We start from the raw sequence: 13,532 nt of genomic DNA on the forward strand, positions 1-13,532 counted from the left end.
TCCTTGCCGCGCCACAGGCCTGCCCCAAATAAGATGTGACCCTACGGGTTGCGCTGTTAGCGCTAACGGAGTACATAGTGGCAAAGGCCAAATGGCCGCAAGCAACCTCTGCCAGCTTGGAAAGGGCCCCCTGAAATGACGCTCAATTCCACCATCGACCGTGTCACAGACCGGATTCGCGCACGCTCCGAGGCGTCGCGCGGCGCGTATCTCGCCCGGATCCGGGAGGCCTCTGACAAGGGGCCCACGCGCGCGCATCTCTCATGCGGCAATCAGGCCCATGCCTATGCCGCGATGGGCGATGACAAGGCCTCGCTAGCCGAAGGCCGCGCGCCCAATGTGGGCATCGTGACCGCCTATAACGACATGCTCTCGGCCCACCAGCCCTATGAGACCTACCCCCAGATCATCAAAGCCGCGCTGCGCGAGGTCGGGGCCACGGCGCAGGTCGCAGGCGGTGTGCCCGCGATGTGCGATGGCGTCACGCAGGGCCAACCCGGCATGGAGCTGTCTCTGTTCTCGCGCGATGTAATCGCGCTGGCCGCCGGGGTTTCGCTGAGCCACAACACCTTTGACGCGGCCCTCTACATGGGCGTGTGCGACAAGATCGTCCCCGGTCTGATCATGGCGGCCGCGACCTTCGGCCACATTCCGGCGGTGTTCCTGCCCGCAGGTCCGATGACCTCCGGCCTGCCCAATGACGAGAAGGCCAAGGTGCGCCAGCAATTCGCCACCGGCGAGGTCGACCGCAAAGCCCTTATGGCCGCCGAGATGGCCTCTTATCATGGGCCGGGCACCTGCACGTTCTACGGCACCGCCAATACCAACCAGATGCTGATGGAATTCATGGGGCTTCACCTGCCGGGCAGCTCTTTCGTGAATCCCAACACGCCCCTGCGCGAAGCGCTGACGGTTGCGGGCGCGAAACGGGCCGCCGCGATCACGGCGCTTGGGAATGATTACCGCCCCGCGGGCGAAGTTCTGGACGAGAAGGCCTTCGTGAACGGGCTCGTCGGACTGATGGCCACGGGCGGCTCGACCAACCACATCCTGCATCTGCCCGCGATGGCGCGGGCCGCCGGGATCATTCTGGATCTCGAGGATTTCGACGAGATCTCCTCGGTCACCCCTCTGATGGCCAAGGTCTATCCCAACGGTCTGGCCGATGTGAACCACTTCCACGCGGCTGGCGGTCTGCAATTTATGATCCGTCACCTGTTGCAAGACGGGCTGCTGCACGAAGACGCCAAGACCGTCTCGGGCGAGAGCATGCGGCATTACATGCAAGAACCCAAACTGACCGAAGAGGGGCTGATCTGGGTCGATGGTCCCGAAGACAGCCAGAACGAGAAAGTCCTGCGCACCAGCGCTGATCCGTTCCAGAAGACTGGCGGGCTCAAGCAGCTGGACGGCAATCTGGGTCGCGGCGTGATCAAGGTCTCGGCGGTTGCCGAAGAGCGCCGTCACATCGAGGCCAAGGCCCGTGTGTTCCACGATCAGGACGATGTGAAAGCCGCCTTCAAACGCGGCGAATTCACCGAAGACATCGTGGTTGTCGTGCGCTTCCAAGGCCCCAAGGCCAATGGCATGCCCGAGCTGCACTCGCTCACCCCCACGCTCTCGGTGCTGCAAGATCGCGGCCTGAAGGTGGCGCTGGTCACTGATGGCCGGATGTCGGGCGCGAGCGGCAAGGTGCCCGCCGCGATCCATGTCAGCCCGGAGGCCGCCGATGGTGGACCGCTGGCGAAACTCCAGGATGGCGATATCGTTCGCCTCGATGCGCTCACCGGCGAGCTGACCTGCCTGACCGAAGGTTTCGAAGACCGCAGCCCGGTCGAGCCCGATCTGAGCGGCAACCAATTCGGCATTGGCCGCGAGCTGTTCGCCGCCTTCCGCACCCATGTCGGCCCCTCGACCAAGGGCGCCTCGGTGGTGGTTTGATCTTTCGCCGGTAACGGCGCTATTCATGCAGGGAGCGTGGCTTGGCGCCCCCTGCGCCCTTATTCTTGCCCCCTGAATCATGCGCCCGGCACAGGCGCTGGAAACTGGAGAACGACATGACCCCTAGCGAACAATCCGCCGCCGCCCGCAAGGTCTGCGCCTTGGCCCCGATCGTGCCGGTGATCGTCGTGCGCGAGGTCGCCCATGCCCGTCCGCTGGCCGAGGCGCTGGTGAAAGGCGGCCTGCCCGCGCTGGAAGTGACGCTGCGCACGCCCTGTGCGCTCGATGCGATCCGCGCGATGGCCGATGTGGATGGCGGCATGGTGGGTGCGGGCACGCTGCTCACGCCGGCCGATGTCAAAGCGGCTAAGGCGGCTGGTGCGAAATTCGGCGTCTCGCCGGGGGCGACCGAGCGTCTCGTGAAAGCCTGCGAAGACGAAGGCCTGCCGCTCTTGCCTGGGGCTGCGACCGCGTCCGAGGTGATGAAGCTCTACGAAATGGGGTTTGACGTGCTCAAGTTCTTCCCCGCCGAAGCCTCGGGCGGTGCCCCTGCGATCAAAGCCATCGGCGCGCCGATCCCGCAGGTCTCGTTCTGCCCAACCGGCGGGGTGAGCCTGAAAAATGCCAATGATTACCTAAGCCTGCCGAACGTGCTATGCGCCGGTGGTTCTTGGGTCGCCCCCGACAAGCTGGTTCAGGCCGGTGATTGGGCGGGCATCGAGGCGCTTGCCGCCGAGGCCGCAGCCCTGCCCCGCTGAACGGCTCAAACGCGCCGCCCGCGCCAGCCTCCTCGGCGCGCGGGCGTGCCGCCCTCACGTGTCAGCCCCTGCGCCAGAACCACACTCATCGGATGATCGGTCGCGCCCTCATAGGCCAGCAAGACCGTTCGGATCGCATCCTGCGCATCCACGCCCACGGGCAGGCTGAGCGCCCAGTCGACGAAAATCGAACGGCATTCGGCCTCGGTGATCGCGTCGATCCGGTAGCTTTCGCGGATCAAGCCCTTCGGGTCGGCCTCACCGACACTCATCACGACACGCCCCATTCAGCCCTCCAATACCTGATCCACGACAGCGCCTGCCGCCTTTGTCACCTCGCTCAGCCGCGCCTCGAGGGCCTTGAGGCTCTCCGCACCGGTCTCGCGCAGGATGAAGGCGCGTCCACCCTCGCCAATGGCCTCCATATCGAGCCGTTTCTCCGACAGCAAGCGCGCCGCTGCCTGCACCTGCCAGAGCAACCGATAGGCCTGCGCCAACGCATCCGCCTGCGGCCCCGTCACAAGCCCCACACGCCGCCCCAGCCGCAACTGCGCCGAGACCTTGCGCACTGGCGCCCCGTCACGCAGCGCAAAGCTCTGGGCCAGCAGTTCGATATCTTGCAGCCGTCCGGGGCCGATCTTGGCCTCCCACGGACCATCGACCGGCTTGGCCGCAAAGATCCGCGCCCGCATCTGCGCCAGATCCGCCAGCACCTCAGCGCCGCGCCCTTTTGCCTCCAGAACCTGCAAGCGGATCGCCTCGACATCCTCGGCCAGCGCCCTTGATCCCGCGACCGGACGCGCCCGCGTCAAAGCCAGATGCTCCCAGGTCCAGGCCTCCTCCATCTGATAGCTTGCAAAGCTCTGCAAGGCCGTCGCAACCGGCCCCTGCCGCCCCGAGGGCCGCAGCCGCATATCGACCTCATAAAGCGTGCCTTCCGGCATCGGCGCACTCAGCGCGGTGATCAATGCCTGCGTGAGCTTCGCGTAATAAGACCTTGCGGGTAAAGGTTTCTTACCCTCGGAATACTCCTGCCCATCGGCATCGTAGATCACGATCAAATCCAGATCCGATTGCGCGTTGAGCCGTTCGGCGCCAAGGCTGCCCATCCCCAGGACAACCGCCCCACGCCCCGGGCACGGCCCGTAGCGGCGCGCAAATTCCGCCGTCACCCGCGGCCAGATCTCCGCCAAGATCGCCCCCGCGATATCGCTATATTGCGCGGCGGCCTCCTCGGCCTCGATCAAGCCGCGCAGGTGATGCACGCCCACGCGGAACTTCCACTCCTTCGCCCAACGCCGCGTCGCATCGAGTGCGGTCTCGTAATCCTCCACCCGCTCAAGCAGCGCGGTCAGATCCGCGCGCAGCCCCTCGCCCCCGGGCCATGCCGAAAAGAAGCTGCCGCCCAAGACCGCATCGAGCACGCCTGCATTGCGCGACAGGTAACTTGCGAGCGCAGGCGATGTCGCGCAGATATCCACGATCAGATCGATCAGGCTGGGATTGGCCTCGAAAAGCGAGAAGAGCTGTACCCCGGCGGGCAAATGCTTGAGAAACCCGTCGAACTGCGCCAGCGCCTCGTCGGGATTGGCCGCGCGCTGAAAGCGCCCCAGCAAATCGGGCTCAAGCCGCGCAAACAGCGTGCGCGCGCGCTCCGAGCGCAGGGCCGGATAGCCCGTCCATCCCTCGACCAGCGCCTGCGCGGCCTCGCTCAGCTCGGGCGCAGCCTCTTCGGCGGCATCGGGGGCAAAGAAGTCATCCGTCAGGCTTTCGACCCGCGCCAGACGCGTGCGAAGCCGCTCGCACCACGCCTTGCCATCACTCTCGCCCATCATCGCGGCGATCCGCGCAAGCCCGTCGGGATCAGACGGCAGGATCTGCGTCTGGGTGTCATTGACCATCTGCAACCGGTGCTCGATTTCGCGATGCGCGCGGTAGTGATCGATCAACTCCTCAGAGACAGGCTCGGGCACCCAGCCCTGTGCCGCCAGCGCGCGCAAACCGCCCACGGTGGTGGATTGGCGCAAGCTCTCGTCGCGCCCGCCCGCGATCAACTGCCGGGTCTGGGTGAAAAACTCGATCTCGCGAATGCCGCCCTGACCCAGTTTGATATTATGCCCAGCCGCTGCAATCGGACCATGCAGCCCTTTATGCGCCCGAATGCGCAGCCGCATGTCATGGGCATCCTGAATCGCCGCGAAATCCAGATGCTTGCGCCAGACAAAGGGGCGCAGGGTCTCCAGGAACCGCGCACCGGCCGCAAGATCGCCCGCACAGGGGCGCGCCTTGATATAGGCGGCCCGCTCCCAAGTGCGCCCCTCGGCCTCGTAATAAAGCTCTGCCGATCCCATTGAGATACAGACCGGCGTGACCGAGGCATCGGGGCGCAGCCGCAGATCGGTGCGAAACACATAGCCCTCCGCCGTGCGATCATTGAGCATCGCGGCCATTTTGCGCGTGGCCCGGATCAGCCCCGCCCGTGCCTCCATCCGGTCCGATGGGGCATAGCGGGTCTCATCAAACAGACAGATCAGGTCGATATCGGAGGAGTAGTTCAGCTCCCCCGCCCCCATCTTGCCCATCGCAAGCGCCACCATCCCCGCAGCCGTTCCGACATCCTCCTCAGTCGCGCCGGGGATCTTGCCACGCCGGATCTCCTCGCCCACCAACCGCTTGAGCGCGAGATCAACCGCGAGATCGGCAAAGCGCGTCAGAGCGCCCGTGACCTCCTCCAAACGCCAAACGCCCCCCAGATCGGCAAGCGCCACCAAAACCGCGATCCGACGCTTGGCGCGGCGCAGCTCCACCGGCAACTCGGACAGGGCAATGGGTTCAAGTCGATCCAGCTCCCCAGCCAGCGCGTCTTCGGGCGAAAGCGCCAGCGCCGCGCGCAGCCACGCCTCCTCGATCTCCATCGCGGATTTTAAAAACGGGCTGCACCCGGCGGTGCCTTCCAGCAAATCGCGCAGCTCCGGGGCGCAGTCGTCAAACCGCGCCCGCGCCTCCGCGCCGCGCTCGGGATCGAAAGGAATGGGACAGCGGGTCAGGCGAGATGCAAAGGACATGTCTGCACGTTGGCCTCGCGCGCGCGTCGGGTCAATGGGGCTGGTCTAACCCTTTCACCGGGTTATAAATACCTCCGCCGGAGGCGGCTTTCTCTTCGGCCAGACCTCAAGACGGAAGGCACAGCATGAGCAAATCCCTCAAACGCGTGCGCGCGGCCCTCGAGGCGGCAGGCGCCGAGCATGAGATCCGCGAAGTGGGTGAGGCGCGCACCGCAGACCTCGCCGCGCAATCGGCAGGTTGCACGCTTGATCAGATCGCCAAGTCGATCATCTTTCAGGGCGCGGAGAGCGGCGATGTGATCTTGTTCATCACGGCAGGCGGCAACCGGGTCTGCGATGCCAAGGCCAGCGCGCTCGCAGCCGAACCGCTGGGCAAGGCCGATGCCGCATTGATCCGGGAACGCACGGGGTTCGCGATCGGAGGCGTGGCACCGCTGGGACATCTGCATCCGACACGCTGCTTTTTCGATCCGCGTCTATGTGATTTCGACGTCATCTGGGCGGCCGCCGGGACACCGCGTCATATTTTCCGCATCGCACCGGCAGAGCTGTTGCGCATCAGCGGCGCGGAAAAGGCCGATTTCACGCTTTAAGCCAGCGGCTGACGGCATCTGAGCCAGTGCTCAGAACGGCACGTCATCGGCACTCTCGGCGGGCACGACAAAGCCTGCCAGCAGGTGCTTCTCCCCGGCCTTGTCGAACTCGACCACCAGCTTGTCCCCCTCCGAGCCCATCACCTCGCCATAGCCGAATTTCTTATGAAACACGCGGTCCCCGATCTCGAAATCGCTCTCGCCACTGGCATCGATGATCATGTTGCGCGCCGCTCGGGGCTGGGCCGCGCCGCGGGTGCTGGCCTGTTGCAGCCGCCGCCAGCCGGGGGAGTTGTAGACATCGGCGCGCGCCGCACGGTCCTCCATCGCGGGGCTCGATGACAGGCCCCCGAACCCGCCACCGCCATAAAGACCCGGCGGGGTGAGCACATCGACATGCGCGGCGGGCAACTCGTCGATGAAGCGCGACGGCATCTGGCTTTGCCACTGACCATAGACCCGGCGGTTGCCCGCAAATGAGATCGTGCATAGCCGCTCGGCCCGGGTGATGCCGACATAGGCCAGACGGCGCTCCTCCTCGACCGATTTCAGCCCGCCCTCATCCATCGCACGCTGGCTTGGGAACAGGCCGTCCTCCCAGCCGGGCAGGAACACCACGGGAAATTCCAACCCCTTGGCGCCGTGCAGAGTCATGATCGAGATCTTCTCTTCGGTCTCTTGCTTGTCATTATCCATGATCAGCGCGACATGTTCGAGAAAACCCTGCAGGTTCTCGAACTGCTCAAGCGCCTTGACCAGTTCCTTGAGGTTCTCAAGCCGCCCCGGAGCCTCGGGCGTCTTGTCGTTTTGCCACATCTGGACATAGCCCGATTCCTCAAGAATCTGCTCTGCAAGACGGACATGGCTCAGGTCATTGGCCGGGGCCACACCGCCCGGCTCGGGCTCGATCAGCAGATCGTCATCCTCGGCGGCTGTTCTGGCCGTGGCGGGCGATGCGTCGCGGATCTCTTGGTGCCAGCGCAGGAGATTTTCCACAAAGAGCCGCAGCTGACCAGCGGCCTTGCCCGATAACGCGCCCTCTTGCAGCACCAGCCGCGCGCCCTCGACAAGGCTCAGCCCGTTCTCGCGCGCCGCAATCTGGATTTTCTGAACGGCCTTGTCGCCCAAGCCGCGTTTGGGCGTATTGACCACGCGCTCAAAAGCCAGATCATCCTCGGGCGAGACGGCAAGGCGGAAATAGGCCATCGCATCGCGGATCTCGAGACGCTCATAAAAGCGCGGCCCGCCGATCACACGGTAGGGCAGACCGATCGTCAGGAACCGGTCCTCGAACGCGCGCATCTGATGCGAGGCGCGCACGAGAATCGCCTGATCGTTCAGGCTGACCGGATCATTGCCACGGGTGCCACGCTGCGCGGCCTCGGCCTCTTCGCCGATCCAGCGCGCTTCTTCCTCGCCGTCCCAATGGCCGATCAGGCGCACCTTGTCGCCGCCCTCGGCGGCGGTCCACAGTTCCTTGCCCAGACGGCCCGAATTCTCGGCAATCAGCCCGGAAGCAGCAGCCAGAATATGCTCGGTCGAGCGGTAATTCTGCTCAAGCCGGATCACAGTCGCGCCCGGAAAATCCTTTTCAAAGCGCAGGATGTTGCCGACCTCGGCACCGCGCCAGCCATAGATCGACTGATCGTCATCGCCCACGCAGCAGATATTGCGATGCCCCTGCGCGAGCAGCCGCAGCCAGAGATATTGCGCGACGTTGGTATCTTGATACTCGTCGACGAGAATATATTTGAACCAGCGCTGATATTGCTCAAGCACATCCGGGTGGGTCTGAAAGATCGTCACCACATGCAATAGCAAATCGCCGAAATCCACCGCGTTGAGCGTCTTGAGCCGGGCCTGATAGCTTGCGTAAAGCTCCGAGCCGCGATGATTGAAATCCGCAGCCTCGCGCCCCGAGACCTTTTCAGGCGTCAGCGCGCGGTTCTTCCAGCCATCAATCAGCCCGGCCAATTGCCGCGCGGGCCAGCGTTTTTCGTCGATATCTGCGGCAAGGATCAATTGCTTGAGCAGGCGGATCTGATCATCCGTGTCGAGAATGGTGAAATTCGACTTGAGCCCCACCAGCTCGGCATGACGGCGCAGCAGCTTGACGCAGACCGAATGGAAGGTGCCCAGCCACGGCATCCCCTCGATCCCGGTGCCCAGAAGCGCACCGACCCGCTCTTTCATCTCGCGCGCTGCCTTGTTGGTGAAGGTCACGGCGAGGATCTCATTGGGACGCGCCCGCCCGGTATTGAGCAGATGCGCGATCCGGCAGGTGAGCGCGCGGGTCTTGCCCGTGCCTGCGCCCGCCAGCATCAGGACCGGACCATCAAGCGCTTCGACCGCCGCGCGTTGCTCGGTGTTGAGGCCCTCAAGATAGGGCGCGCCGCGTGCGGTCATTGCACGTTGCGACAGGCTCATCGCCCCTTCATACGGATCGTCGTCATACATCCCACTCATGGCGGCAATCTAGACGCTGCGGGCGCTAAGGAAAAGCCCGTGTTCAGCATCTGTTCGCATTTTTTATTCCTGCGAATGCGGGCATCCGCTCCGCTATGCGTGATTGCAAGGCGCGCGCGGGCAGGCTAAATGCGTGCCATGACAAATCGCCCCGCCCTTCCCGCCGAAATCGCCCGCCGCCGGACCTTTGCGATCATCTCGCACCCGGATGCCGGCAAGACCACGCTGACTGAGAAGTTCCTGCTGTTCGGGGGCGCCATTCAGATGGCGGGTCAGGTGCGCGCCAAGGGTGAGGCGCGGCGCACGCGCTCGGATTTCATGAAGATGGAGCAAGATCGCGGGATCTCGGTCTCGGCCTCGGCCATGTCCTTCGAGTATCGCGACTATCGATACAACCTCGTCGACACGCCCGGCCACAGCGATTTCTCGGAAGATACCTACCGCACGCTGACGGCGGTGGATGCGGCGATCATGGTGATCGACGGGGCCAAAGGCGTCGAAAGCCAGACCCGCAAACTGTTCGAGGTGTGCCGTCTGCGCGATCTGCCGATCTTGACCTTTTGCAACAAAATGGACCGCGAAAGCCGCGATACGTTCGAGATTATTGACGAAATTCAAGAAAACCTCGCAATCGACGTGGCCCCGGCCAGCTGGCCGATCGGCGTCGGGCGCGACTTTATCGGCGCCTATGATCTGATCCACGACCGGCTCGATATAATGGACCGGGCGGATCGCAACAAAGTCGCGCAAAGCATCTCGATCTCAGGTCTGGAAGATCCGAAGCTGAAAGATCACGTCCCCGCCGAGCTGCTCGCGAAGCTGCGCGAAGAGGTCGAGATGGCGCGCGAGTTGCTCCCCACCTTCGACCGGCAGAGCTTTTTGGAAGGGCATATGACGCCGATCTGGTTTGGCTCGGCGATCAACAGCTTTGGCGTCAAGGAATTGATGGACGGGATCGGCGAATACGGCCCCGAGCCGCAGGTTCAGAAAGCCGCCGAACGCGACGTGCCCCCCGAAGAGGCCAAGGTCGCGGGATTCGTCTTCAAGGTGCAGGCCAATATGGACCCCAAGCACCGCGACCGGGTGGCCTTCGTGCGGCTCGTGTCGGGCCATTTCAATCGCGGCATGAAGCTCACCCATGTGCGCACCAAGAAACCGATGTCGATCTCGAACCCGGTGCTGTTTCTGGCCGCCGACCGCGAATTGGCTGAAGAGGCTTGGGGCGGCGACATCATGGGCATTCCGAACCACGGGCAGCTGCGCATCGGTGATGCGCTGACCGAAGGCGAGGTTTTGCATTTCACCGGCATCCCCAGCTTCGCGCCCGAATTGCTGCAATCGGTGCGCGCGACGGACCCGATGAAGGGCAAGCACTTGGAAAAGGCGCTGATGCAATTCGCCGAAGAGGGTGCGGCCAAAGTCTTCAAGCCCGCGATTGGTTCGGGCTTCATCGTGGGCGTCGTGGGCGCGCTGCAATTCGAGGTTCTGGCCTCGCGGATCGAGCTGGAATACGGCATCCCCGTGCGCTTTGAGGCAAGCCAGTTCACCTCTGCCCGCTGGGTGCAGGGCGACAAGGCGGCGGTCGACAAGCTGGTCAATGCCAATAAGCAGCATATCAGCTACGACCATGACGGCGACATCGTGTTCCTGACCCGTCTGCAATGGGATATCGACCGTGTGGCGCGCGACTATGAGGGGGTCACCCTGTCGGCCACCAAGGAGATGATGCAGTGAGCACGCCCCTGCCCCTCGAACTGACCTCGGTGCTGTGCAACGCGGCCAATGCGCCAGAAGATGTGCGTACGATTGAGGATCTGGTGGCGCTCTGGCTTTCGGACAATCGCGAAGAGCCGGAGGGCGAGGATTTCCCGTGGTCGGTAATGTGCGTCTATGAGCTGCGCGCGCATCCCGACGCGCTTTGGGTGTTCATCCGCAAAGCGCTTGAGGGGTCCGAGACGATCTGGCAGGCGGTGATGCTGGCGGCAGGCCCGCTTGAGGACCTGATCGCTGATCACGGCGCGGAGTATATCGACAAGATCGAGCGCGAGGCGCGTCATTCCAAGCGCTTCGCCTATGCGCTCACCGGGGTCTGGCCCGCCGACGAGGCCGATCCCGATCTCTGGGCACGGATTGAGAAGGCACGGGCGAATGCGATGCCCACCGGGCTCGATATGGGCGGCGCGCTGCCGCCGCGCTAAGCCTCAGCCCCCCGCGCCCGCATCATCCTTGGCGCAGGGCGCGAGCCGCACGGGGGCTTCGCGCTCGGCCCCGATCACCCGGCACTGATGGCCCGAGCAAAAGGACCAGCCCGAGACCGTGGCCCCCGAGGCTGCGAGTTCCAGCGCGGGCACGACCGGGCCGTCTGTGGTCCAGACCCACCAGCCTTTCTCGAAATGACCGCCCGGGCCGGGCTCCATCCCCGCGCCCGAGCCCTTGACCGCCGCCCCTTCCAGCCGCAGCCGATGATCGTCGGTGACCTGCCAATGCTCACGCCAGCCCTCTTTCTCGACCGAATGGGTCCATTCCAGCGTGAACTGCCCCGAAGGCGCGAGCGCGACCATCGCCGCGCCAATCATCAGGCACGCGCTCATGCGGGAACCTGAGACCGGCGCATCCACCACAGCGCCGCGAACAGCGCCACCAGCGCAAAGCCGATCTCATCGGTGAGCGGCAGCGCCGCAACCAGCGTAAAGGCCCCCGCCATCGCCAAGCCACGCTCCCACAGCGCCATCGGGCGCCCGAGCCAGCCAATCACCGCCACACCCCAAAGCGCAATCGCGATCACCGCTTTGAGGATCACATAGGCCACCGCGGGCCAGTAGCCGATCGCGGTGGCAAGCGCACCGCCATCTTGCAGCATCAGCGCCGGTGTATAGACCGCCATGAAGGGCACAACGAAGCCCGCCGCCGCGACCTTGATCGCCTCGAAACTGATCTTGAGCCCGCTTTCCTTGGCGATGGGCGCGGCGGCAAAACAGGCCAGCGCCACCGGTGGTGTCAGATCCGCCAGAATGCCGAAATAGAAGACGAACATATGGCTCACGATCAGCGGCACACCGAGCGCCAGCAGCGCAGGCCCCGCGATCGAGGAGGTGATGATGTAGTTCGGGATCGTCGGAATCCCCATCCCAAGCACGATACAGGTGATCATCGTAAGGACGAGCGAGAGAAACAGCGAGGTCTTACCCACGCCCACGATGAACTGCCCGAAGGTCGTGGCAGCCCCGGTTAGCGTCATCACACCGATGATCGTGCCGACCAGCGCACAGGCGATGCCCACCGGCAGCGCGGTTTTCGCGCCATCGGCCAGACTGTCCCGGCACAGCGCCAGCGTCTCGCGCCCGCCTTTGGAGAAGACGTTGATCGCTATCAAAACCGCAACCGCGCCCAGCACCGCCCAGATGCCGACTTCAAAGAAAGCGCCCGCGATCAGCGCGATAATGATCCAGAAGATGATGCGAAGCACCTGATTGGGCAGACCCAGCGCAACCGAGCCGCCAAGGATCAGCAGACCGGTCAGCGACAGGCCCACTGTGCCCGCAAAGAGCGGCGTGTAGCCGGTAAAGAGCAGGTAAACCAGCACGCCCAGCGGCAGCAGCAGATACCACCCCTCGCGCAGCGCCTTGCGCGGGCTGGTCAGCTCGGACTTCGCCAAGCCGCGCAGATTGCGCTTGCCCGCCTCAAGATGCACCATCCAGAAGGCGCCGAGGAAATACAGAATGGCCGGGATCAACGCGGCCTTGACGACCTCGACATAGTCGACGCCCAGCGTCTCGGCCATGATGAAGGCCACAGCGCCCATCACCGGCGGCATGATCTGCCCGCCCATGGAGGCGGTCGCCTCGACCCCGCCCGCAAAGGCCGAGCGGTAGCCGAAGCTTTTCATCAGCGGGATGGTGAACTGACCGGTGGTAACGACATTCGCCACGCCCGAGCCCGAAATCGTGCCCATCAGCCCCGATGACAGCACCGAGACCTTGGCCGCGCCGCCCATCTTATGGCCGACCATACCCAGCGAGACATCGGTGAACAGCTTGATCATCCCGGCTTTCTCAAGAAACGAACCAAAGAGGATGAACAGGAAAATATAGGTGGCCGACACATAGGTCGGGATGCCGTAGATCCCTTCCGTGCCGTAGCTCATCTGCTCGATCACCTGCTCGAACGCGTAGCCGCGGTGATTGAACGGTGAGGGCAGATATTGCCCGAGAAACGCATAGGCGAGGAAAGCGCCGGAGATGATCGGCAATGCGGGGCCCATCAAGAGCCACGCCGCCGAGAAGACGCAGACGATCAGCACCGAGCCTACGATCAGATCGAGCGTCGTCGGATCGCCCGCGCGCAGCAAGAGCGGTGTGTATTCAATCCATTGATAGGCTGCGACCGCAACGCCACAGGCCGCGAGCGCATAGCACAGGGATTTCGCCGCCGTCCCGTAGCCTTTGGCAATCGACAAGAGCGGAAAGCCCAGCGCCAGAAGGAAGCCCACATGGATCGCGCGGGCGACTTGGCTTGACGGGGTGATCACATGCGCGGCAAAGGCGATCTGCCAAAGCGAGAAAGCGACTGCCAGCCAGAACAGAGCACGCCCCTCCGGGCTCGCCGGAAACCCTTCGGCCAAAGGGTCGTGCTGCGTGTCTTCGGCCGGGTGGCCCTGCGTCGTGTCGCTCATGATGTCTGTCCCCCCAAGAGTGTCGAGGGGCGGCCAC

Annotated in this window: 10 protein-coding genes; 5 read left to right on the forward strand and 5 right to left on the reverse strand. The window is 64.2% G+C overall.

Annotation, left to right across the window (positions count from 1 at the left end):
- Positions 1–135 precede the first annotated feature (135 nt).
- Together edd and eda are read left to right on the forward strand one after the other, a co-directional pair.
- A complete protein-coding gene (gene edd / locus DL1_RS12880; RefSeq protein ID WP_038066926.1) occupies positions 136–1,941 on the forward strand; it encodes a phosphogluconate dehydratase in 1,806 nt (601 codons plus the stop codon).
- 116 nt (positions 1,942–2,057) lie between these two features.
- Positions 2,058–2,699, forward strand: a complete 642-nt coding sequence (gene eda, locus DL1_RS12885; RefSeq protein WP_038066928.1) for a bifunctional 4-hydroxy-2-oxoglutarate aldolase/2-dehydro-3-deoxy-phosphogluconate aldolase — start codon at positions 2,058–2,060, stop codon at positions 2,697–2,699.
- A gap of 5 nt (positions 2,700–2,704) precedes the next feature.
- On the opposite strand, the gene DL1_RS12890 is transcribed toward eda, so the two are convergent.
- Both DL1_RS12890 and glnE read right to left on the reverse strand, forming a co-directional pair.
- Positions 2,705–2,986 (reverse strand): hypothetical protein, encoded by a 282-nt coding sequence (locus DL1_RS12890; protein WP_245739536.1) that lies wholly within the window; start codon positions 2,984–2,986, stop codon positions 2,705–2,707.
- The gene (glnE, locus tag DL1_RS12895) at positions 2,987–5,764 is read right to left on the reverse strand and encodes a bifunctional [glutamate--ammonia ligase]-adenylyl-L-tyrosine phosphorylase/[glutamate--ammonia-ligase] adenylyltransferase (RefSeq protein WP_038066931.1); all 2,778 of its coding nucleotides are present in this window, start codon (positions 5,762–5,764) and stop codon (positions 2,987–2,989) included.
- A 125-nt stretch (positions 5,765–5,889) separates the two neighbouring features.
- On the opposite strand from glnE, the gene DL1_RS12900 reads away from it, so the two are divergent.
- Complete coding sequence (locus DL1_RS12900; RefSeq protein ID WP_038066934.1) at positions 5,890–6,357, forward strand: YbaK/EbsC family protein; 468 nt, start codon at positions 5,890–5,892, stop codon at positions 6,355–6,357.
- Positions 6,358–6,387: 30 nt separating this feature from the next.
- Here DL1_RS12900 and DL1_RS12905 read toward each other — a convergent pair whose 3' ends face one another.
- Entirely contained in the window at positions 6,388–8,823 is a 2,436-nt protein-coding gene (locus tag DL1_RS12905) for an ATP-dependent helicase (protein ID WP_038066937.1), read from the reverse strand.
- A 138-nt stretch (positions 8,824–8,961) separates the two neighbouring features.
- Between DL1_RS12905 and DL1_RS12910 the strand changes: the two genes are divergently transcribed.
- Together DL1_RS12910 and DL1_RS12915 are read left to right on the forward strand one after the other, a co-directional pair.
- Positions 8,962–10,557: a peptide chain release factor 3 gene (locus tag DL1_RS12910; RefSeq protein WP_038066939.1), complete on the forward strand. Its 1,596-nt coding sequence runs from the start codon at positions 8,962–8,964 to the stop codon at positions 10,555–10,557.
- On the forward strand, positions 10,554–11,021 hold the full coding sequence (locus DL1_RS12915) for a DUF6869 domain-containing protein (protein ID WP_038066941.1): 468 nt from the start codon (positions 10,554–10,556) through the stop codon (positions 11,019–11,021). Before DL1_RS12910 ends, DL1_RS12915 begins: the two co-directional genes overlap by 4 nt.
- A 3-nt stretch (positions 11,022–11,024) precedes the next feature.
- Here DL1_RS12915 and DL1_RS12920 read toward each other — a convergent pair whose 3' ends face one another.
- The gene (locus DL1_RS12920) at positions 11,025–11,414 is read right to left on the reverse strand and encodes a DUF1850 domain-containing protein (protein ID WP_038066944.1); all 390 of its coding nucleotides are present in this window, start codon (positions 11,412–11,414) and stop codon (positions 11,025–11,027) included.
- On the reverse strand, positions 11,411–13,495 hold the full coding sequence (locus DL1_RS12925; protein ID WP_038066947.1) for a TRAP transporter permease: 2,085 nt from the start codon (positions 13,493–13,495) through the stop codon (positions 11,411–11,413). The genes DL1_RS12920 and DL1_RS12925 overlap by 4 nt, the downstream gene beginning before the upstream one ends.
- Between the last annotated feature and the right edge of the window lie 37 nt (positions 13,496–13,532).

Origin of the sequence: Thioclava dalianensis (assembly GCF_000715505.1) — a bacterium.
GTDB lineage: Bacteria > Pseudomonadota > Alphaproteobacteria > Rhodobacterales > Rhodobacteraceae > Thioclava > Thioclava dalianensis.

Excerpts from the sequence above, each read along its gene's own strand:
- DL1_RS12890 (WP_245739536.1), bottom strand. The coding sequence starts at position 2,986 with ATGGGGCGTGTCGTGATGAGTGTCGGTGAGGCCGACCCGAAGGGCTTG.
- DL1_RS12905 (WP_038066937.1), bottom strand. The coding sequence starts at position 8,823 with ATGAGTGGGATGTATGACGACGATCCGTATGAAGGGGCGATGAGCCTG.
- DL1_RS12910 (WP_038066939.1), top strand. The coding sequence starts at position 8,962 with ATGACAAATCGCCCCGCCCTTCCCGCCGAAATCGCCCGCCGCCGGACC.
- DL1_RS12920 (WP_038066944.1), bottom strand. The coding sequence starts at position 11,414 with ATGAGCGCGTGCCTGATGATTGGCGCGGCGATGGTCGCGCTCGCGCCT.
- edd (WP_038066926.1), top strand. The coding sequence starts at position 136 with ATGACGCTCAATTCCACCATCGACCGTGTCACAGACCGGATTCGCGCA.
- DL1_RS12900 (WP_038066934.1), top strand. The coding sequence starts at position 5,890 with ATGAGCAAATCCCTCAAACGCGTGCGCGCGGCCCTCGAGGCGGCAGGC.
- glnE (WP_038066931.1), bottom strand. The coding sequence starts at position 5,764 with ATGTCCTTTGCATCTCGCCTGACCCGCTGTCCCATTCCTTTCGATCCC.
- eda (WP_038066928.1), top strand. The coding sequence starts at position 2,058 with ATGACCCCTAGCGAACAATCCGCCGCCGCCCGCAAGGTCTGCGCCTTG.
- DL1_RS12925 (WP_038066947.1), bottom strand. The coding sequence starts at position 13,495 with ATGAGCGACACGACGCAGGGCCACCCGGCCGAAGACACGCAGCACGAC.